Source organism: SAR202 cluster bacterium (genome assembly GCA_016872355.1).
GTDB lineage: Bacteria > Chloroflexota > Dehalococcoidia > Lucifugimonadales > VGZY01 > VGZY01.
The window spans coordinates 1-19758 of sequence record VGZY01000034.1 but is presented as its reverse complement, the minus strand read 5'-3'; the positions used below and the strand labels follow the sequence as shown (position 1 = coordinate 19758).

General features: G+C 62.2%; 20 protein-coding genes and 1 pseudogene. 3 read left to right on the top strand and 18 right to left on the bottom strand.

Features of this window, described 5'->3' with window-relative positions:
* The 15 genes and pseudogenes from FJ319_08670 to FJ319_08600 form a co-directional block, all read right to left on the bottom strand.
* Positions 1-441, bottom strand: a pseudogene (locus FJ319_08670) (GxxExxY protein).
* A 51-nt stretch (positions 442-492) separates the two neighbouring features.
* Positions 493-1194 (bottom strand): aminomethyl transferase family protein, encoded by a 702-nt coding sequence (locus FJ319_08665; GenBank protein MBM3934358.1) that lies wholly within the window; start codon positions 1192-1194, stop codon positions 493-495.
* Entirely contained in the window at positions 1191-4124 is a 2934-nt protein-coding gene (locus FJ319_08660) for an FAD-dependent oxidoreductase (GenBank protein ID MBM3934357.1), read from the bottom strand. Before FJ319_08660 ends, FJ319_08665 begins: the two co-directional genes overlap by 4 nt.
* Complete coding sequence (locus FJ319_08655) at positions 4125-4388, bottom strand: sarcosine oxidase subunit delta (GenBank protein ID MBM3934356.1); 264 nt, start codon at positions 4386-4388, stop codon at positions 4125-4127. It lies immediately after the preceding gene.
* Between the two features lie 27 nt (positions 4389-4415).
* The gene (locus tag FJ319_08650; protein ID MBM3934355.1) at positions 4416-4772 is read right to left on the bottom strand and encodes a hypothetical protein; all 357 of its coding nucleotides are present in this window, start codon (positions 4770-4772) and stop codon (positions 4416-4418) included.
* Entirely contained in the window at positions 4769-5056 is a 288-nt protein-coding gene (locus FJ319_08645) for a hypothetical protein (GenBank protein MBM3934354.1), read from the bottom strand. Before FJ319_08645 ends, FJ319_08650 begins: the two co-directional genes overlap by 4 nt.
* 184 nt (positions 5057-5240) lie before the next feature.
* Positions 5241-6599: a type III glutamate--ammonia ligase gene (gene glnT / locus FJ319_08640; protein MBM3934353.1), complete on the bottom strand. Its 1359-nt coding sequence runs from the start codon at positions 6597-6599 to the stop codon at positions 5241-5243.
* A gap of 82 nt (positions 6600-6681) precedes the next feature.
* Positions 6682-7143 carry an HIT family protein gene (locus tag FJ319_08635; protein MBM3934352.1) on the bottom strand — a complete coding sequence of 154 codons (462 nt, stop codon included), beginning with the start codon at positions 7141-7143 and terminating at the stop codon, positions 6682-6684.
* Between the two features lie 191 nt (positions 7144-7334).
* Positions 7335-8633 (bottom strand): FMN-binding glutamate synthase family protein, encoded by a 1299-nt coding sequence (locus FJ319_08630; GenBank protein ID MBM3934351.1) that lies wholly within the window; start codon positions 8631-8633, stop codon positions 7335-7337.
* A 123-nt stretch (positions 8634-8756) separates the two neighbouring features.
* Positions 8757-9440, bottom strand: a complete 684-nt coding sequence (locus tag FJ319_08625) for a glutamate synthase (protein MBM3934350.1) — start codon at positions 9438-9440, stop codon at positions 8757-8759.
* Entirely contained in the window at positions 9428-10342 is a 915-nt protein-coding gene (locus FJ319_08620; GenBank protein ID MBM3934349.1) for a glutamine amidotransferase, read from the bottom strand. Before FJ319_08620 ends, FJ319_08625 begins: the two co-directional genes overlap by 13 nt.
* 151 nt (positions 10343-10493) lie before the next feature.
* Positions 10494-10775, bottom strand: a complete 282-nt coding sequence (locus FJ319_08615; GenBank protein MBM3934348.1) for a hypothetical protein — start codon at positions 10773-10775, stop codon at positions 10494-10496.
* Between the two features lie 45 nt (positions 10776-10820).
* Positions 10821-11564, bottom strand: a complete 744-nt coding sequence (locus FJ319_08610; GenBank protein MBM3934347.1) for a hypothetical protein — start codon at positions 11562-11564, stop codon at positions 10821-10823.
* Entirely contained in the window at positions 11561-12613 is a 1053-nt protein-coding gene (gene dcm / locus FJ319_08605; protein MBM3934346.1) for a DNA (cytosine-5-)-methyltransferase, read from the bottom strand. The genes FJ319_08610 and dcm overlap by 4 nt, the downstream gene beginning before the upstream one ends.
* 126 nt (positions 12614-12739) lie before the next feature.
* Positions 12740-13147 carry a thiol-disulfide oxidoreductase DCC family protein gene (locus FJ319_08600; protein ID MBM3934345.1) on the bottom strand — a complete coding sequence of 136 codons (408 nt, stop codon included), beginning with the start codon at positions 13145-13147 and terminating at the stop codon, positions 12740-12742.
* On the opposite strand from FJ319_08600, the gene argH reads away from it, so the two are divergent.
* Both argH and FJ319_08590 read left to right on the top strand, forming a co-directional pair.
* Entirely contained in the window at positions 13132-14580 is a 1449-nt protein-coding gene (argH, locus tag FJ319_08595) for an argininosuccinate lyase (protein ID MBM3934344.1), read from the top strand. The genes FJ319_08600 and argH overlap by 16 nt on opposite strands.
* Positions 14570-15262 carry a ribulose-phosphate 3-epimerase gene (locus tag FJ319_08590; GenBank protein MBM3934343.1) on the top strand — a complete coding sequence of 231 codons (693 nt, stop codon included), beginning with the start codon at positions 14570-14572 and terminating at the stop codon, positions 15260-15262. Before argH ends, FJ319_08590 begins: the two co-directional genes overlap by 11 nt.
* A 481-nt stretch (positions 15263-15743) precedes the next feature.
* Here FJ319_08590 and hemL read toward each other — a convergent pair whose 3' ends face one another.
* The 3 genes from hemL to FJ319_08575 form a co-directional block, all read right to left on the bottom strand.
* On the bottom strand, positions 15744-17021 hold the full coding sequence (gene hemL / locus FJ319_08585; GenBank protein ID MBM3934342.1) for a glutamate-1-semialdehyde-2,1-aminomutase: 1278 nt from the start codon (positions 17019-17021) through the stop codon (positions 15744-15746).
* A gap of 241 nt (positions 17022-17262) precedes the next feature.
* Positions 17263-17448, bottom strand: a complete 186-nt coding sequence (locus FJ319_08580; GenBank protein ID MBM3934341.1) for a hypothetical protein — start codon at positions 17446-17448, stop codon at positions 17263-17265.
* A gap of 224 nt (positions 17449-17672) precedes the next feature.
* Positions 17673-18179: a hypothetical protein gene (locus FJ319_08575; protein ID MBM3934340.1), complete on the bottom strand. Its 507-nt coding sequence runs from the start codon at positions 18177-18179 to the stop codon at positions 17673-17675.
* 379 nt (positions 18180-18558) lie between these two features.
* Here FJ319_08575 and FJ319_08570 point away from each other — a divergent pair, with 379 nt between their 5' ends.
* Positions 18559-19566, top strand: a complete 1008-nt coding sequence (locus FJ319_08570) for a hypothetical protein (GenBank protein ID MBM3934339.1) — start codon at positions 18559-18561, stop codon at positions 19564-19566.
* Positions 19567-19758: the final 192 nt, after the last annotated feature.

The window sequence follows — 19758 nt, the reverse complement described above, 5'->3', positions numbered from 1 at the left end:
TTAAGACAAAGTAGAAGACTTTATTGATTCCGGTTTAGGGTCCGGGTCTGGAAAATCGTTAACTATGCGAAGTATTCCATCTCTCATCAAATCTACGTTGAAATTCAACAGCAATCCTAGATGCAGGCCCGTAATCCTCAAGTATGACAAGATTTGCATTTTGTGAACCGGTGCAATCGCCTCAACCGCCTTTATCTCTACAATGACGCAGCCGTTGACCAACAGGTCGAGCCTGTATCCGATTTCCAACTGTACCTCTTTGTAAACCACAGGCAGCGGCTTTTGCAGCTCGACCCTAAACCCCCCTCAGCGTTAGTTCATGAGCAAGGCACGCTTCATAGGCGGATTCGAGGAGGCCCGGCCCAGGGTCTTATGCACCTCAATAGCCGCCCCAATTATCTCTTTTGCGATGCGATTAAGAACAACCGCCTCGTCCTTCATCTCTTTGTCCTAACTTTGCGTCCTTTGCGTACTCTGCGATTAACTCTTGTCTTACGCCAGCTTGGCATGTGCCTCCATCCCGAACGGCGTCGCATGGCCCGTCTCGATCAGCTCCTCCCACATATACTCCGCATAGTCCCTGCTCACGTACAGGCTGTACGCCGGGCCACTCTTCGCGTCCGCGTGCAGCAGTATCCCGTGCACGTCCGCGATGCGGCCCTGGATGACGGACATGTCCGGGAACGCTGCCGGCCCGATATCCTCCAGCACCACCGCCGACAGCACGTTTCGCGCGTGGGGCCCCATGATGCGGAACATCGCCGTCACGGACGTCACGTCTACGCCGTGGGCGCAGTCGGACGGGACAGCGGAGATCGCCTTCAGGACCGCCTCGGACTGGCCGGGCGTCGTGATCACCAGCGCGTCCTCCGCCGTCAGCGCGGCGACGCGTATCGGAAGCTCGCCCGTCGCGGCAAGCTTGTGCTCCATCATCTTGCCGGGGGTCAGGCCCGGGAAGTTCGGGAACGCGGTCTTGAGCTGGGCGCTGAGGCCCTTGCCCTGCAGCCGCAGCTTGCCGACGAGGCTGATATCGCAGATGCCGGCGGAGCCGCGAACTCCGGCGAGCTCGTCCTCCACAGGCCTGTACCGCGCGGGCACCTGCCACGCGCCGATGTTGGTGAATGTGGCGCCGTGGCCGGTGTGCCAGCCATGCAGGGCGCTTCGGGCGATTGGGGTCCACTTTTTAGTCGTCATTCTCTTAACCGTACGCCTTCAGGATCGTATACCGGCGCGTTCTGCACCTCGGCGGTGAAGAGCCGCCCATCGACGCTTATCTGTATGACCGTCCCGTCCGTCGCCAGCCGCGTCGGCACCCACGCCAGGCCGAAGCCCTTGCCGATCGTCGGGCTCATCCTCGCGCTCGTGACGCGCCCCACAGGCGTGCCCGCGAGGACTATCGGCGAGCCGTCGTGCGGGACGATAGGATCGACCATCACGAAGCCGACGAGCTTGGTCTTCATCCCCCACTTCTGGGACGCCAGCAATCCGCCGCGACCGATGAAATCCGGCTTGTCGAACTTCACCGCCCACTCCGCGTTCGCGCTGAGCGGGTTGCTCAGGATGTCCGTATCCTGGCCGGGGATGATGTGCTTCTTCTCAAGGCGGAGGACGCGCTGCGCCTCCAGGCCGAACGGCGAGATGCCGAACTCCTTGCCCGCGTCCATGAGAGTCGTCCACATGTACTCGCCGTACTCCGCCGGGAAGTGCAGCTCCCAGCCCGTCTCGCCCACGAAGCCGATGCGCAGCAGCCGCGTCTGCACGCCCGCCACGACGGCTTCGGTCGCGCTCATGTACGGCGCGGCCTTGGACGAAAGGTCTACCGAGGTCAGCTTCTTCAGCACGTCGCGCGCCTTCGGGCCGGCGACGTTGATCGCCGCGTAGCCGGAGGTGATGTTCGTTACGTGGCAGCACATGCCCGTGCCGGCCATCCACCACTTGAACCACTCCTCAACCACATCAATGTTCGCCGTAGAGGTCGTCACGAAGTAGCGGTCTTCCGACAGCCTCGTCACCGTGCCGTCGTCCATGATCGCGCCGTTGTCGCCGGTGATGATTCCGTAGCGGATGCGCCCCGGCCGGAGGTCGGAGAATCGGTGCGTGTAGACCTTGTCGAGCAGCTTCGCGGCGTCCTTGCCCGCCACGTCCAGCTTGCCGAGCGTGCTGACGTCGATGATGCCGACCGCCTTGCGCACGGCCATCGTCTCCGCCTTGGGGTCGCCGTAGTTGTGCGGTCTGAGCCACGGGCTGACGTCGACGATCTTCGCGCCCATCGCCTCGTGCACGCGGTGTATCGCCGTGCGCTTGCGCGGCATGTGCGCCGGTCCGGCCAGGTCGCCCAGCGTCACGGGCAGGAACGGCGGCCGCGCGGTCGTCGAGCCGAGGCTGTCGATGGACGCGCCCGTGCGGTTGGAGACGATGGTGACGTACTGACGGTGGCACATCTTGCCCTGGCACGGCCCCATCGTCACGGTGCTGTAGCGCTTCAGTATCTGGACGTCCTCGAACCCCTCGTCCACGCCCTGCGCCACATCCTTCGCGGTGATGTCCTCGCAGAAGCAGACGAACTGCTTCGACCCGTTCCCCGGCGCGATGGGCGGCTCAACGGTCGTTATCTTCTCGCGCGTCCCGTTCTGGAGATGCGACACGGCATCCCGTATCGCCGCGATTTCCTGCGCGCTCGCCGCCTTCCCCGCGAGGCCGCCCACGGCCTCCAGCCCCGACAGCCGCCCCTGCATGATCGAGACGTGCGCATCGCGCGTCCCCGTCACCTTGCCCGCCGCGTAGACGCCCTGAGGCAGGTCGGCCGGGACGGTCGCGCCTGCGGCCGCATCGTACTTCAGATTCGCGCCCGCCTGCTGCAGCAGGCTCGTCACCGGCTGGAAGCCGCCGCTCATAAGTATCAGATCGCAGTCCAGCTGCCGCTCTTCCCTGGTCACCGCTCCGCCCTCGATGCGCGCCACGACGCCGCCCACGACCCTGCGCGAGCCCTCAGCCCGCGCCACCGCGTGCGACGGCAGCACAAGCACGCCCGCCGACTGCAACGCCTGCGCCGCATCCAGCCCGCTCGGGAACGAAGGCCTCGCGTCCGCGACGGCGGCAATTCGCACCCCTGCGTCCAGCAGCTCCCTCGCGACGTGGTAGCCGTGGTCGCTGGCCGTGCCGATGATCGCGCTCGCGCCGGGCCTGACGCCGTACAGGTGCATCAGGCGCTGCGCCGCGGTGCTCAGCATCACACCCGAGATATCGTTGCGGTCGAACGTCAGCGGCGACTCCTGCGCGCCCGTCGCGACGACGACGCGCTTCGCCCTCATGTGCATCACCTTGCCGCGCTGGTTGATCGCGACGAAGTTGCCCTCGTACAGGCCGAACACAATCGCGTCGCTCAGCACCTGGATGTTCCTGACCGACTCCACTCTGCCCCGCAGCGCCGCCGCAACCTCGTACCCGGCCATGTCCGCCATGCCGTGCATGCCCCGGTGCGTCCTGCCGTCGAACCGCAGGTGGCCGCCCAGGTTGAGCTGGTCGTCGATGATCGTCACGCGCGCGCCAGCCTCCGCCGCCGCCAGCGCCGCCGACATCCCCGCCGGCCCCCCGCCGATGACGGCGACGTCCGTATGCAGGTTCTCGTGGTGCGAGTGCTCCTTCGGGTAGTTCTCCAGGTCCACCGCGCCGATGCCCGCGACGCGCTTGATGATCGGGCTCGCGACCTCCCAGAAGAGCTTGGGCTTGTGGAAGGTCTTGTAGTAGAAGCCCACCGGCATCAGCGGCGTCATCTTATCCAACACGGACAGCGCGTCGTGCTCCAGCGAGGGCCACGCGTTCTGGCCCGTCACCTTCATGCCGGCCTCCACGCGCGTGGTGCACGAGCGCACGTTCGGCGCGCCGTCCACGGTCATCAGGCAGTTCGGGCACCGCCCGGCGCCGCACAGCAGCCCGCGCGACCTGTGGTACTTGAAGCTGCGGCTGAATATGCGCACCCCGGAGGCGTACAGCGCCGAGCCGATGGTGTCGCCGGCGTAGGCCGAGACCTGCTGCCCGTTGAAGTAAAAGCTGACCTGCTTGTCCTGATCGATGAGGTGGGTGGGACGGAGGGGAAGGCGCGATTGGGTATTCGTGTTGACCATCTAGGGTAAGGCCTCTTCGGGCCAGGATGTCTTGATCACCTGGTTTGTAACGGTGTTGCGGAGCGCGATGAGCCATTTGCGGCAGCCGAAGCTGTGGTACCACCACTCCTTCTGCTCGCCCGCCACGTTGCGGCGGGTGTAAAAATACGTCGCCCAAGTCTCCGGCGCGGCATCGGGCGCGGGGCGCTTGTTCAGCTCGCCGCCGAAGCGGAACTCATGAACATCGCGCTCGCCGCAGTTAGGACAGGTAAGTAGGAAGGCCATAGTAGGTGTGATTCTGCCCTTACGGGCCTATCTCCAGAAGCTAAGGTTGTGCAGCTGGTTGGCGATCTTCAGGCCGCTGCTTTCAAGATTGGTAACGGCCGCTACGACGAGTGCATAGCTGTCGCGGAAATCGTTCAGCTTATGGACTATTAAAATCCCAGCGTGTCGTATCTTCCTCTGTCTCCAACTCTGATGCAACTCGGTAAAATGCTTAACGTTTGCGGTCATCACTGCCATTTTGAGATCGGACGCGTATCGGAGCTGCTCCTCGTCGCTACGACCCTTATTTCCCGCCTTACTGGTCTCAAGCACCTCGTGGCCGGACAGCCGCAACATGGATGCCAATTTCTTGGCGTCCATATCTTCATCGAGATATATCCTCATGAAGCCTTTTCGGCGGGTTTTGGAAGATTTAGTGATTCCAGGAGCTCACCCTCCTGTCTGCTCTCCTCAACGATCAGCTTCCAGTTTTCCTGGCAAAAGTGAAGCGCTTCGTAAATCGCCTCGACGGGCAACTCCCTGTCTTCGGCTATTTCCGCCGCCGACATTACCTCAATATAGGTGTCGTGCCAAATGGTAGACGCCCTGATATTAGTGCCCTTGATGAACAGATGCTTCGAGCGCTTGTCCGTCCGCCGCTCAAGGTGCTTGTATGTTGTCGTCTTCATGGCCGTCCTCTCCCCTCACGCGCTCCAACGTCATCTCGTCTTCTTCTTCAGCCTCATTTTCGCTCTGATGCTCGTAGTGCGAGATAACTCTGAGGACCCTGTTTTCGTCCCGTCCACTCGGGAGCTTATCCTTACCGTTCATTGTCTCATTGCCGCATCCATCTACGGGGACAGGTCGCCCTCCCTAGAACATCGTCAGGTAGCGGTCTAACTCCCACTGGCTGACCGTGCGGTGGTAGTCCCGCCACTCGGCCTCTTTGAGCTTGATGAACTCGTCCGCGATGGGGCCGAGCGCGCCCTGCACTACCTTGTCCTTCTTGAGCTCCTCAACCGCCTCCGGCAGGCTCTGCGGCAGTATCTTGATGCCGCGCCGCTGGATCTCCGCGAGGCCGAGCTCGTAGAGGTTGCCCAGGTACGCCTTGCCCGGATCGAGCTTGCGTTTGACGCCGTCCATCCCCGCCGTCAGGTACGCCGCCAGCTGCAGGTACGGGTTCGTCGCCGACGACACCGACCTGTCCTCCAGGTGGCCCGGACCGGCGCAGCGGATCATCTGCGTACGGTTGTTGTCGCCGTACGACACGAACGCCGGCGTCCAGTTGAACCCGGAGCGGGAGCCGAACAGGCCCTGGCCTATCTGTATCCTCTTGTAGCAGTTTACCGTAGGCGAGTTGATCGCGCATAGCGCGGGCGCGTGGGCGAAGATGCCGCCGATGAAGTGGTACGCGAACTCGGACAGGCCCAGGTTCTGCTTGTCCTTCATATCGGTGAAGAGGTTGTCGCCGCTCTTGGCGTCCGCGACGTGGTAGTGGATGTGGCCGCCGCTGCCTGTGCGGTCCGCGAACGGCTTGGCCATGTAGGTCGATATCGCGCCGTACTTCTTGGCGTACTGGCTGGTCATCATCTTGAAGAAGGTGAAGCGGTCGGCCGTCGTCAGAGCGTCCGAGTAAACGAAGTTGACCTCGTACTGGCCGTTCGCGTCCTCGTGGTCGGACTGGTAGGTGTCCCAGCCCACGCGCGTCATCCCGTCCATGAGGTCCCGGAGGTAGCCCATCGCGCCGGAGATGCCCTTGAAGTCGTAGCACGGCTTCGACAGCGTGTCCAGCTTGTCAGGGTCCCAGATCGCCACCTTGCCCTTTTCGTCGCGCGTCACCAGGAAGTGCTCAGGCTCGACGCCCACATTGAAGATGTAGCCCTGCTCCTTTGCATCCCCGAGCACGCGTTTGAAGTTCTGGCGCGGGCAGTACGGGTACGGCTGGCCGTCCACGAACAGGTCCGCCGCGAACCGCGCTACCCCCGTCTCCCACGGCGCGACGCTGTAGGTGTCCAGGTCGATGCGCGCGAGCATGTCGTGCGAGTGCGGTCCCTGCCCCATCCCCAGCACCGCCGCCCCAGCGAAGCCCGCGCCCTCGTCGATAACGTCGTCGAAGTGACGCACGGGCACCATCTTGCACTTCGCCGCGCCGTTGATATCGACGAACTGCACCAGGATGTACTGGATGCCGTCCTTGTCCATCTGCCGTCGGATGTCTTCGCGCTTCGTCATCGTGCTGGACTCCTTGGTAAGGTGGTGGTGATGTATCTGGTTTGGTCGGTGCTTCCACAGCCCACAATAATGATTCGGCGGGCTACATATCAGGAGAGGCTATCCGGTGCTGCGCGCAGCTCTTTTTTAGCGCGTTCCGCTGCGCGTCCGTCGGTATCGACTTTGGCGAGTCTCTGACCTCGTCCGGGATGTACCAGACCGGGCGGCCCGGCAGAGGGTCGTCCTTGTGGCGCGGGAACAGGTGCCAGTGCATGTGCGGGGTGCCGGTGCCGAGGAGCTCGTAATTCATCTTTACCGGTTTGAACGCGCGGTAAACAGCCTCCGCGACCAACGACATCTCGTTCAGGAAAAGCTGCCGCGACTCCCTGTCCAGCTCGTGCAGCTCGAAGATGTGCTGCTTGCTGAGGAAGACCGTGTAGCCGCGGAAGAACTGCTTCTGGCCCAGGACAACGTACCCGGTCTTCATCTCCTTGACGAAGTGCGGGTTCTCGTTCCGCTTTATCAGCTCGATGCGCTGGCACACATCGCAGGGAGATGTCGTCATGCCTTTGTTTGCCTGCTCCCAAATTGTGGTTATAGCGCCGTCGAATCGACCTTCCCTTGTACCCTTTTAGCCCGCGCGATTCATCGCGCTCGCGTTGCGCACCAGGCTGGGCCGGTGAACCGGGCCTGCACGATAAATCGTGCAGGCTACAGAACGCATAGCCGCCGGTTGGCCGCCGTGCTGAACGTTTCCTAGTAGACCTTGTTCGTCCCCACCAACGGCACGCGCGCCATCGCGGACGCCTCGATTGTCAGCGCCGCCAGGTCCTCCGGCTCGAGACTCTTGACGCTGCTCTTGCCGAGCGAGCGGGTCAGGAGCGCCATCTCCATCGTCATCGAGTTGATGAAGTTGGCGACGCGCTCCGCGCCCTCCTGCGGGTCCAGGCGCTTGACCAGGTGCGGCGTCTGCGTCGTGATGCCGACGGGGCACTTCCCGGTGTGGCAGTGGTGGCACATGCCGGCCGGCACGCCGACCTCCTTCTGGAAGTCGGTCACGCCGGGAAGCTCCTTGTTGCAGTTCAGGGCGATCAGCGCCGCGATGCCTATCGCGACGGCGTCCGCGCCCAGGGCCAGGGCTTTCGCCGCGTCCGCGCCGCTGCGGATGCCGCCGGAGGCAATCAGGCTGACCTTGCCGTACAGCCCCATGTCGCGCAGGGCCTCGCGGGCCATGACGATCGCCGGGACGGTCGGGATGCCGCTGTGGTCGAGGAGGACCTCTGCCGACGCGCCGGTGCCCGCCACCATGCTGTCTATCACGATCGCGTCGGCGCCCGCCTTCGCGGCCAGCTTGACGTCGTCCGTCACGCGGCACGCGCCGAGCTTGACGTGGATGGGGATGCGCCCGTCCGTCGCCTCGCGGAGCTGGTCGATCTTGATCGCCAGGTCGTCGGGGCCAAGCCAGTCCGGGTGGCGCGTCGGGCTGCGCTGGTCGATGCCCGCCGGCAGGTCGCGCATCTCCGCGATGTGGTCCAGGATCTTCATGCCCATCAGCATGCCGCCGGTGCCGGGCTTCGCGCCCTGGCCCACGACGATCTCCAGCGCCTGTGCCTGGACGAGGTGGTGGGGGTTGTAGCCGTAGCGGCTGGGCAGCACCTGGTAGATGAGCTTCTTTGAGGCCTCCCGCTCAGGCGGGTACATGCCGCCGTCGCCTGTGCAGCTCGCGGTGCCGACCATAGCCGCGGCGCGGCCGAGCGCCTCTTTTGCGTTGCCGGAGAGAGCGCCGTAGCTCATGCCGGTAATGTAGATGGGCGTCTCGAGTACCAGCGGTTCCTTTGCGTACCGCGCGCCGATGGTGACGCGCGTCTCGCACTTCTCCTTGTACCCCTCAAGCGGGAAGCGGGTCAGGCCCGTCGAGAGGAAGGTAAGGTCGTCGAAGTGCGTCACCTTCTGGAAGGTGGCGAAGCCGCGTATGCGGTACCGGCCGAGCTGCGCCTTTGCGTGGATGTCATCCATCACGTGCGGCGTGAATATCTGACTGCTTGGGAATACCATGGGAATCTCCAATCAAGGGTGCTAGGTGCTGGGTGCTAGGGGCTGGGTGAACAGCCGAATGCCGGGTGTACGGTCCCGGGTTTCGGTTCGGACCCGGCACCCAGAACCTAGCACCCAGCACCCCTAAAGTACCGTCTTTTCCATTCTTTCCAGCTTGTCCAGGTGGTAGAACTTTTTCTCTGAGACCACCTTCTTGAAGCGCGGCTTTTCCGTTATGCCGTTGCGCTCAAGCTCGTTCCATATCGAGATCAGCTCGCCCTCGGAGGGCACCTCCACCTTTGCGTCGGCGCCGAGCGAGCCTATCTTGCCGCCGACGTAGATGACACCCTCGTACATAGAGTCGCCGACGGCCTCGCCGACGTCTCCGCACACGATTATATTGCCCTTTTGCATCATGAAACCGGTCAGGAAGCCGGTGTTGCCACGGACGATCATCGTCCCGCCCTTCATCGCGATGCCGGCCCGCGCTCCCGCGTTGCCGCCGATGACGATCTCGCCGCCGCGCATACTCGCGCCCACGGACGCGCCGGCATCCTTCTTTAGCGTGATCTTGCCGCTCATCAGGTTCTCGCCCATAGCCCACCCGGCGTTGCCCTCGATGACAACATCCGGACCGTCGAGCAGGCTGGCGCTGTAGTAGCCCACGCTGCCCTTGATATCGATCTTGCACTTCTCGAGCACACACACGGCAATGTTGTGCTGCGCCTGGGGGTTCAGGACCGTAATCTCCTCGCCCTTCTTGGCTGCTGTTTTGATCGCCTGGTTAACCTCTGTGACCGTCATCTTGCTCGCGTCTAGACTGACCAAACCATCACCTCGTTCTCCTGCGGTTCGACGCGGTTTATCTCCTCAGAGAAGACGCGCCGCAGCGCGACCTCCTCCGACGCAATCGCGACGGTGTCCTCGGTCTCCATTATGACCAGGGGCTTCGCTGCCCACTTGTCCTTCGCGCAGCCGATGCCGTCGCGCGTGGAAACCAGGTACGTGAACGTGCCGTCCAGCGCCGTCAGCGACTCCTTCAGCGCCTCCTCAAGAGTCGCGCCCTTGGACAGCGTATCCGCGAGGAACACGGAGATTATCTCCGAGTCGTTGTGCGTCTGGAAGTGGTGGCCGTTGTCCTCAAGGTGGCGCTTCAGCTTGTGGTAGTTCGTTAGCTGGCCGTTGTGGACGACGGTGATATCCGGGAACGGGTACGCCCAGAAGGGGTGCGCGTGGGTGATGTCCACCTTGCTCTCGGTCGCCATGCGCACGTGGCCGATGCCGTGCGTGCCACGGTACTTGCTCAGGTGGTGCTTGTGGTCCATGTCGGTCGCGGTGCCAACGTCCTTGATAACCTCGGACGACTCACCGATGCTGTGCACCTCGACGCCCTTCGTCTTGAGGAGCGCCGCCGCCAGGTCGGGCACCTCGCCCTCGTAGTTGACCGTCATGCGCAGGAACTGCCCCACGGCGTGCTTCGTGTTGACCACGCCGCCAACCTTCGCCACGGACTCCTCCGCCCGGGCGAGGACATCCTTCGCATGCTCCTCGTCCTCCGTCCACACGCGGATGATGTAGTCGTCCGGAATGTCCTCACCGCCGATGGTGAAGCCGCTGGAGTCCTTGCCCCGGTGGGCCATCGAGTCCAGCATCTTCGTCAAATCCGCGCCGATGCTGGATTGCCCGCGCTTCCGGTCGTTCTTGTACAGGAGACCGCTAATACCGCACATCTACACAACCTCATGCTTTCTTCAGAGAGTGCACAGCTTCCGAAAACCAGATTTCAGGTTAGGTTACCACATGGAGGAGAAATATAGCACTGAGGGGGAGACGGGGCAAGGAGAGGGGGATGATGGGCAGCATGCGAACCGGTTAGATAAGTTAACGCAAAACTTCTTGCCATTCGTTAGTGACTTCCCGGTAAGCGGCCATGAATTCCTCTCGCCCGGACAAATTAGGATCTGCAAGCATCTGATAAGTCCTGTTGAACGCCGATAGCAATTCGTCTCGGTTCAACTCTGCACAAAACACTGCGAAAAAGTCCGAGATGTCCACTACCGCCAAGTCGATGGCAGCCTTATCCACGAATTCCACAAGGCGGGAGGCTGGATAGAGATCTTTGTCGGACCGTACGTTCGCCGCAAATATGACGTACCTCTTCAATTTCCCAAAAGCAGCTTTTTTCTCGAAGTCGGTGACCCTATTCTTCTAATCCGATCTGACGGTCACTTCATAGGCAGCCAGCAGCATGTTTTCACGGAACTCTTCAATGTCACCGGCGGTACGGTCAAATTTGTCTGGAGCATGTGGATGATGGGTAACAATTTTGTGGCCGAAGCGCTTTCTGTGTTCTTCCAAGAAGGCCGCGACTAGGAATTGTTGAACGTGGCCTTCGGTGTGCATATCAAGAATACGGTGACAGAGGTCAAGACTTCTTGCGTATGAAAGATATGTGCTGGGAAGAGGTGGCAAGGCCTTTGGAAGAGTACGTGAATCGGCTATCCTCCAAGCAACATGATCAACTAGCATCCGGCGGTCTTCCTGGGTCAAGATCTTCAGCTTTGCAAGAAAGGGCGCAAAGCGCTTGTCCTTTGACAAATCAAACTGCTTCACCGCACCTTTCCAACCCAGATTTTCACCGAAAGCTACAATTTGCCCATGGAATGTCACATACCTTCTGTTCAATTCAGTCGCAAATTTCTCGTCGCCGTATTTCCCCCGAATACCCACCGGAACCGATTTGCCGTTCCATTTTCGGTCAACCACAGAATAAGCAACCAAAAAGGCACAGGCCAATTTGATGCTGCCCGCTTGCCCTTTGACATGGCTGTCGAATAGATCCGCGAGAGTACTTGGTATTGGTTTCTCTAACTCCCCACCCGCGGCCAGTTTGTCAACCAAGCTTAACAGCAAATCCACGGCGTTCTCGACGCTTCCGTTTCTCTCACTCAAAAGTAGAATCTCCCTTGAATGCTTGTCCTTGCGAAAGCCTCCTTCATACTGCCAGACAACGAAGCGCCTTGCATTTGATCTCTCAAGGACACGGCAACCGAATAAGCCAAATCCGGAGGGACGGCATCTCCCACTTGGATGTACTGAGCCGAACGCCGGCCACGAAATTTGAGTTCCCTTGGAAAAGTCTGCAGGATTGCACATTCTTCCACACTGAGCCGCCTTGCACCGGGCACAGCCCCTGCACGAGGGGGGCCTCCGGACATGAGATACCTATGATAGTCCGGCGCAACATTCTCTGTGTCTATCCAATGAGTTTTGTATCCACCGGACGAAGCTAAGATAGTGTGGCTCGGACCGTCCGGGTCTATTGGCCTGCCGCCGCCATTGTAGATATGCCCTGCGTACGGGCTTGGGCGCAAATCAGGGAACTTGGCGAATTTAACTTGACAATTTGGCGCTTCACCGATTGGCTCATTGCCTAAGATATCGAGAGCTCTTACGTGAGGGACGCTTGCGTCAGGGCCATGCGAAGGCTGCGGGAACTTAAGTTGGTTGCGCTTCGAACCCATCACGAAGAGCCGTCGTCGTCTCTGCGGAATTCCATAGTCAGCGGAGTTCAACACGGCCCAATTCAATATGTAGCCACGCGAAGCAAGCCTCGTCAGCACGGACTCAAAATATGGTCGCGCCCTCTTAAGGAGAAGCCCGGGCACGTTTTCCAGCAGGAACACTTCCGGTTGCGCTTCATCAAGACATCGAATGAACTCCGGAATCATGTCCCTAGAATCGTCGCTGGCCCTCCGCAGTCCTCCAACAGAGAATGGCTGGCACGGCGGACCACCAATAACTAGATCGGCAATGCCACGATATCTCCTGAAGTCGACCGACCGCACATCCTGATTGAAGTGGGTGGCGTCAGCGTCATGGCTTATGTAAGTGTCCATCGCGTCGCGATTGATTTCCACGCACGCCACTATCTCGAAACCAGCGCGCTTCACTCCCAGCGACAAGCCTCCCGCGCCTGAAAAAAGATCTATTACCTTCATGTAGGAATCCTGGTTCTGCGGGTAAATCTGTGGCTAAGGGTCTGGTCCACTTTCTATCTTAGCAACATCCTAACATTATGCAGTCAGAGGGACAATTTGCTCCCCGCTCGTCTCACCCTCCCACCATCACCCCAAAAACCGCTCCTCATCGCCCGGCCCCGGCACCCGGCAGACGTCCCGCCGGCCGAACCACCGGTAGCGGTTACGCGCCACGAGCCTGTACACGGCGTTGCGTAGGAACGGCGGCACGGCGATCAGCGCGTACAGCGCCGGCCACGGCGCCCTCAGCCGCCGCGCAATGCGCAGCGCGGCCCCGGACTCGCGGTGCGCCCGCCCCCCGGTGACCAGCACAACGCTCTCTCCCGCCCACTCATCATCGATACCGGCCCCTGCCAACACCGCCTTCCCCACCTCCGACTGCAGCGACGCAAACACAAACCGCCGCTTCGGGTCCCGGTCGATGATGAACTGCACCGAGCTGTTGCACAGGTTGCACACGCCGTCGAACAGCACGATGGATGGTTCCACCTCCACATCATACGCCCGCCCGCACCGCCGCAAAATCCCATATACTATCCGTGGCTCTCCATAACCCAACGCGAGACTGCATCGTGACCAACAATTACAACCCCATCGACTACACGCTCTCCTACCAGTACGACCGCCGCCTGTACAGGCAGGACATCGCTGGCTCCATCGCCCACGCGCGGATGCTGGGCAGGCAGGGGATCATCACGCAGGCGGATGTGGACGACATCGTCCGCGGCCTGGAGGAGATCCGGCAGGAGATCGAGACCGGGAGCTTCCCGTGGAAGGCCGAGCTCGAGGACGTTCACATGAACATCGAGCGCCGCCTGCACGACAAGATCGGCGAGGCCGCCGGCAGGCTGCACACCGCCCGCTCGCGCAACGACCAGGTCTCCACCGACGTGCGCCTCTACACCAAGGACGTTATCCGGCAGACCGTCGCCGGGCTGAAGGCCCTCCGGCAGGCGCTGCTCGACCGCGCCGCCAACAGCCAGGGCGTCATCCTCCCCGGCTATACGCACGTCCAGCGCGCCCAGCCCGTCCTCTTCGCCCACCACATGCTCGCCTACTTCGAGATGTTCACGCGCGACGCCGAGCGCTTCCGCCAGGCCTACGCCCGCGCGGACGTCATGCCCCTCGGCAGCGGTGCCATGGCGGGCGTCCCGTACAACATCGACCGCTACACCGTCGCGGGGGAGCTCGGCTTCACGGCGATCTCGGCGAACAGCATGGACGCCGTCTCCGACCGCGACTTTCTCCTGGACTTCCAGTCCGCCGCTGCGATCGCGATGATGCACCTCTCGCGCATGGCCGAGGAGCTCGTCTTCTGGTCGTCCGAGGAGTTCGGCTTCATCAAGATGAGCGACACCTACACCACCGGCAGCAGCATCATGCCCCAGAAGCGCAACCCGGACTACGCGGAGCTCGCTCGCGGCAAGACCGGCCGCGTCTACGGCAACCTCATGGGCCTCCTGACGATGATGAAGGGCCTCCCCATGACCTACAACCGCGACATGCAGGAGGACAAGGAGGGCTTCTTCGACACCGTCGATACCCTCATCCCCACGATCACCGTCACGACGGGTATGATCGAGACGATGGAGCTCCGCCCCAAGCGCATGTACGAGGCCGCCCAGGCGAGCAACGTCCTGGCGACGGACATCGCGGACTACCTGGTGGAGAAGGGCCTGCCCTTCCGCGAGGCGCACGGCATCGTGAAGCGGCTCTCGGCGTACGCCGTTGAGCACGGCAAGAAGCTCCACGAGCTGCCGCTGGAGACCTACCAGAAGTTCTCGATGCACTTCGAGGGCTCCGTGCTGGCCCTCTCCGTCGAATCGTCCATCGAGGCGCGCGACGTGCCGGGCGGCACCGCCCCCGCGCGGGTGGACCAGGCGCTGGCCGAGGCGCGGGAAAGGCTGAAGGCCGAACATGCTCTCTAAAGGCAGAATCAAGATAGCCCCTTCGATACTCTCCGCCGACTTCAGCCGCTTCGGCGAGCAGGTCGCGGAGGCATCGAAAGGCGGCGCGGACATGGTCCACGTGGATGTCATGGACGGCCACTTCGTCCCGGACATAACATTCGGCCCCAAGATGGTCAAGGCCATCCGCCGCTGGACCGACCTGCCGCTGGACGTCCACATGATGGTGTCCCGCCCGCAGGACTTCATCAAAGACCTCGCGGACGGCGGCGCGAACATCGTCACGGTCCACGCAGAGGTCGGCGGCCACCTCCACCGCACCCTCCAGCAGATCAAGTCCGCCGGCCTCAAGGCGGGCCTCGCCCTCAGCCCGGCCACACCCGTCGCCGCGCTGGAATATCTGCTCCCGGACCTGGACATGGTCGTCGTCATGACCGTCAACCCCGGCTACGGCGGCCAGTCCTTCATCGAAAGCCAGGTAAGCAAAATCGCCCGCATCCGCGCCCTCATCGACCAGCGCCGCCTCCCCACCGAGCTTGAGGTAGACGGCGGCATCAACCCCACCACCATCCGCACGGCAGTAGCCGCCGGCGCCACAGTCCTGGTCGCCGGCAACGCAGTCTACGCCGGCGAAGGCGGCGTAGCGGAGTCCATCACGCGATTGAGGAAGGCAGCGACGACGGCGGGGGCGAAGACGGTTTAACCGCAGAGAGCGCAGAGGACGTAGAGAGAGGGGTTCTGGGTGCTAGGTGCTGGGTGCTGGGAACGGCCGGGGAGGTCATCGTTTCTCCCCCTTGATGGGTGAGATGTCCCGGCTTTGCGGGACAGAGAGGGTGTCGGCTGTTCGCTTTGTTCCTCTCCCGGGTCCGCGGGAGAGGTGGTCCGGTCCGCCGCGGCGGACGGACCGGTGAGGGCGGCTGTTCCTCCTCTCCCCGAGGGAGAGGCCTACGGGGCCTTATCCGTAGGGTGAGGGCTAAGGCTGTTTGGCTGTTGGCTGCCTGCCTTACCCCCTCTCTCTGAAGCTAGTCCTGAGGCTCTGCGAATGGATCGGAGAGAGAGGGCTGGGGAGAGAGAAGTTGGCGGGGTGCCGGCCCTACAGCCATCGCCATCGATCCAACAGCCGTAGCCCTCACCCTTTGCGCAGAGCCGCAAAGGCCTCTCCCTCGGGGAGAGGAGGAACACCCCTAAATCCCCTTCCCCACCACTCTCCCCGCCGCGGCCACCGTCGCGTCTATGTCCGCGTCCGTGTGCGCGGTGGAGACGAAGAACGCCTCGAAGTTGGCCGGCGCCAGGTAGACGCCCTCTTCCAGCATCTTGTGGAAGAAGCGCCCGTACGCCGCCTTGTCAGTCGTCGCAACGGACTGCCACGCCGTCACGGGGCTCGTCGTGAAGAATACGGTCATCATCGAGCCCACGCGGTTGATCGTGACCGACTTCTTGAACGCCTTCTGAAGGCCCCACGCCAGCCGGAAGCCCTTCGCCTCCAGCGCCTCGTACACGCCCGGCTTCGCCAGCGCCTCCAGCGTCGCAATGCCCGCCGCCATCGCGACGGGGTTGCCGGAGAGGGTGCCCGCCTGGTACATCGGCCCTAGGGGCGAGACGGTCTGCATGACGTCGCGGCGGCCGCCGTACGCGCCCACCGGCATACCGCCGCCGATGATCTTGCCCAGGCACGTGATGTCCGGCTTCACTCCGTAAAGCGCCTGCGCGCCGCCGTACCCCACGCGGAAGCCGGTGATGACCTCGTCGAAGATCAGCAGCGCGCCGTACCTGTCCGCCGTCTTGCGCAGCCCCTCCAGGAATCCGGACTTCGGAATGACGACGCCCATGTTCGCCGGGATGGGCTCGACGATGATGGCCGCGATCTGGTCCGGGAACGCCTTGAAGTGCTTCTCCACTGACTCGATGTCGTTGAACTCCGAAACGAGCGTGTCCTTCGCGAACGAGGCCGTCACGCCCGCGCTGTCCGGGATGCCGTGCGCCGCCGCGCCGGAGCCCGCGCTCACCAGCAGCGCGTCCGCGTGGCCGTGGTAGCCGCCGTCGAACTTGATGATCTTGTCGCGCTTCGTGAACGCCCGCGCGAGCCTCAGCGCGCTCATCCCCGCCTCGGTGCCGGAGCTGACGAAGCGCACCATCTCGATGGACGGCATCGCCTTGACGACGAGCTGCGCCAGCGTCGTCTCCATCTCTGTCGGCGCGCCGTAGCTGGTGCCGCGCTCCGCCGTCTGCTTGATCGCCGCTATCACCGCGTCCGGCGCGTGCCCCAGAATCATCGGCCCCCAGCTCGCAACGTAGTCGATGTAGCTGTTGCCGTCCACGTCCCAGATGCGCGGCCCCTTCGCCTTCGCAATAAACAGCGGCTCGCCGCCGACAGACCGCCAGGACCTCGCCGGGCTATTCACGCCGCCGGGGATGACCTGCCTGGCGGCGGCATACATTTCCTTCGACCGCTCACGGGACATCACACACCGCCTTCAATTCATACTTCATAATTGTCTCTGCGCCCACCATGATACCATCGTTGCAGCACCAGTCGGAGGCTCACAATGGCGGGCAAAGAGAAGGTCATCGTAGTAGGCAGTAACCTGTTCCTGCTGCCGCGCATCCAGAACGTCACCGACGCCCTCGGCGTCGACTGCAAATTCGTAACCACGCTCGACCAGTTCAGCAAGGAGTATGAGGCGGCACGGCCCGTCCTGGTCCTCATCGACTTCGAGGCGGATAGCTCCGCCTGGGCCGCCATCCTGATGGACCTGCGCGATGCCCGCAAGGACGCCGTGAAGGTCGTCGCATTCGGCCCCCACGCGGACATCGCCGGCATGGACGCCGCCCGCAAGCTCGGCGCGGACCACGTCCTCGCGAAAGGCCAGTTCTCCACCGCCCTCCCAAAGATCATCGAATCGCGCGGCGCTTCGGTCCGCTAGCGTCGACCCTTCGAAGCGGGTGTACGGGATGTGGTTTGAATGGGGTTTGTAGGGTGCAAGTCGGGGAGAGGGCCAGGGGTCGCCAGCTCTATCAACAGCTCGTCCAGAATGCGCAGCTTATCCTCGAAAGACATGTTTCGCTCCGCCTCCCGCGCGGCAGCGCGAGCCTTCCAGACCTCCTCCGGCCTTCTATCCGAAGAGCGGGCCGTTGATGAACGGTCCGAGGCTCTTGATGTTCTTGATGAGTCTGCGGTCTTCTTTTTCATACTTCTTTATCAATTGATAGAGGTATTTCCGGTTGGCCTTGGGGTACAGCGATACGACTCGCATCGGATCAAGCTTTCTGGAATCCCACCGGTCCAGCGCCTCTATGATCAGATGCTCCGGGACTGCCACCCGGACGGGCACGTCGTCCACGGTCGCCGTCACCGCCCTCTCCACGAGTTCGGGGTAAAGCTTCTTATCTGCAGTTGGAATCACCTGGAGCTTCTTTGTCCTCAAATCGAACACGCCTGGCGGGTCCTCACGGCCGTACTGGCGCAGAATCGGAAGCAATGTGCCCTCGTATTCTGAAACGGAGCACTCCACCACAACGTCAACGTCTCTGGTGATAACGAGTTCGCCGTGGTAGAGAAAGGCTACCGACCCAAATATTGCCCAATCCTTGATTATGCCGTCGTCGCGAAGCCTGTTCATAAGTCGAAAAAGAGGCACAAAAAGCTCGATCGCGGCTTTGGGGCTTTGCGACTTCGGTCGCGACCAATAGGCGGAATGGCATGCTGGGCACTGCACCGGATTGCTTTTGCGCGGGATCCAGCTATGTCCACACCTGATGCATCTTAGTCTGGCCTTTTCCTCTGCCTCACTGTTCATAGCTATGATTATACGCCTACTTCGCGGCCAGGTCTCCCCTCCCAAAGTTCATCGAATCGCGCGGCGCAGCAGTCCGATAGCTCTGTCAATCCCCGTTGCCAAAACTCCTCCTCTGACAGAACATGCGTACTATACGCTCTAATCGTCCACAAAGTCCAACTAGTCCAACTCGTCCAGCCAGCCCGCCAGGGAGGGACCCCCATTGCTCATCACCCACTCGCCCGATGTCTACGAGAAGCTCATTTACCTCGGCGGCATGGCCTCCGACGACATCCTCTCCAAGCCGTCAAGCCCCGTGCCGGCCAACTCCGCCGCGTTCCTTGCCAGGCGCGGCAACACCGCATCGCGCGACGGCGGCCCCAGGGAGTCGCGCCTCCCGTACTCCGCGTCCGACCGCAGCCCCGTCCCCGGCGTGTACAGGGCGCAGATGCCCAACGGCAAGACGATCAGCCTCCTGCGCGTCATGTTCACCGACGTGTGCAAGATGGACTGCTTCTACTGCCCCAACAGCCACTGGGTGCCGCGCAAGCGCTACGCCTTCAAAGTGGACGAGCTCGCCAACCTTTTCATGGACCTCCAGCGCCGGGAGACCGTCGCCGGCCTTTTCCTCAGCTCCGGCATCGCCGGCGACGGCTCAAAGACCACCGAGAAGCTCCTCAAGGTGGTGGACTCCATCCGCAACAAGCACGGCTTCAAGGGCTACATCCACATGAAAATCATGCCCGGCGCAAGCTACCCCCTCGTCGAGGAGGCCTACCGCCTGGGCACCCGCCTGTCCGTGAACATGGAAACGCCCACTGCGGAGCACATGCGGAAGATCAGCACGATGAAGGACCTTCAAAAGGACATACTCGCCCCGATGGAGTGGGTGGACACCCTGACCCGCAAGCACGGCAACGGCGCGGTCGGCCAGGCGACGCAGCTCGTCGTCGGCGCTGCCAACGAGACGGACCGCGATATCTTCACGCGCATCGACCAGCTCTACGGCGACTGGAATCTGAAGCGCGTCTACTACTCGCCCTTCTTCCCTGTGAAGCACACTCCGCTGGAGGAGCACCCGTGGACTCCCATGGACCGCACCAACCGCCTCTACCAGGTGGACTGGCTCAAGCGCGTCTACCGCTTCACGAACGACGAGATCGGCCGCGCCTTCAACCGCCACGGCTTCCTGCCGCTGGACGAAGACCCGAAGCTGGCGAGTTGCCTCTGAGCGTGAAGCCATACGACTTAGCCTAACTTGTCAGAGGTAAAAAACCTAGAGTGAAGTCATTCGACTGTCAATGCTCAATGACTTTGTCAGTCTTACTGCTCAGTGATTTTGTCAGTACGACTGGTTTTGGTTGAATCAGTCTCGATCTCCAAGGGTGATCTGGACCCGGCTTTCGATCCTTGGGCGAGGAGA

What these genes read in the sequence shown, in the direction of transcription:
- FJ319_08665 (MBM3934358.1), bottom strand. Translation starts at nt 1,194, where the DNA reads ATGACGACTAAAAAGTGGACCCCAATCGCCCGAAGCGCCCTGCATGGC.
- FJ319_08660 (MBM3934357.1), bottom strand. Translation starts at nt 4,124, where the DNA reads ATGGTCAACACGAATACCCAATCGCGCCTTCCCCTCCGTCCCACCCAC.
- FJ319_08655 (MBM3934356.1), bottom strand. Translation starts at nt 4,388, where the DNA reads ATGGCCTTCCTACTTACCTGTCCTAACTGCGGCGAGCGCGATGTTCAT.
- FJ319_08650 (MBM3934355.1), bottom strand. Translation starts at nt 4,772, where the DNA reads ATGAGGATATATCTCGATGAAGATATGGACGCCAAGAAATTGGCATCC.
- FJ319_08645 (MBM3934354.1), bottom strand. Translation starts at nt 5,056, where the DNA reads ATGAAGACGACAACATACAAGCACCTTGAGCGGCGGACGGACAAGCGC.
- glnT (MBM3934353.1), bottom strand. Translation starts at nt 6,599, where the DNA reads ATGACGAAGCGCGAAGACATCCGACGGCAGATGGACAAGGACGGCATC.
- FJ319_08635 (MBM3934352.1), bottom strand. Translation starts at nt 7,143, where the DNA reads ATGACGACATCTCCCTGCGATGTGTGCCAGCGCATCGAGCTGATAAAG.
- FJ319_08630 (MBM3934351.1), bottom strand. Translation starts at nt 8,633, where the DNA reads ATGGTATTCCCAAGCAGTCAGATATTCACGCCGCACGTGATGGATGAC.
- FJ319_08620 (MBM3934349.1), bottom strand. Translation starts at nt 10,342, where the DNA reads ATGTGCGGTATTAGCGGTCTCCTGTACAAGAACGACCGGAAGCGCGGG.
- dcm (MBM3934346.1), bottom strand. Translation starts at nt 12,613, where the DNA reads ATGAAGGTAATAGATCTTTTTTCAGGCGCGGGAGGCTTGTCGCTGGGA.
- argH (MBM3934344.1), top strand. Translation starts at nt 13,132, where the DNA reads ATGGTTCCACCTCCACATCATACGCCCGCCCGCACCGCCGCAAAATCC.
- FJ319_08590 (MBM3934343.1), top strand. Translation starts at nt 14,570, where the DNA reads ATGCTCTCTAAAGGCAGAATCAAGATAGCCCCTTCGATACTCTCCGCC.
- hemL (MBM3934342.1), bottom strand. Translation starts at nt 17,021, where the DNA reads ATGTCCCGTGAGCGGTCGAAGGAAATGTATGCCGCCGCCAGGCAGGTC.
- FJ319_08575 (MBM3934340.1), bottom strand. Translation starts at nt 18,179, where the DNA reads ATGAACAGGCTTCGCGACGACGGCATAATCAAGGATTGGGCAATATTT.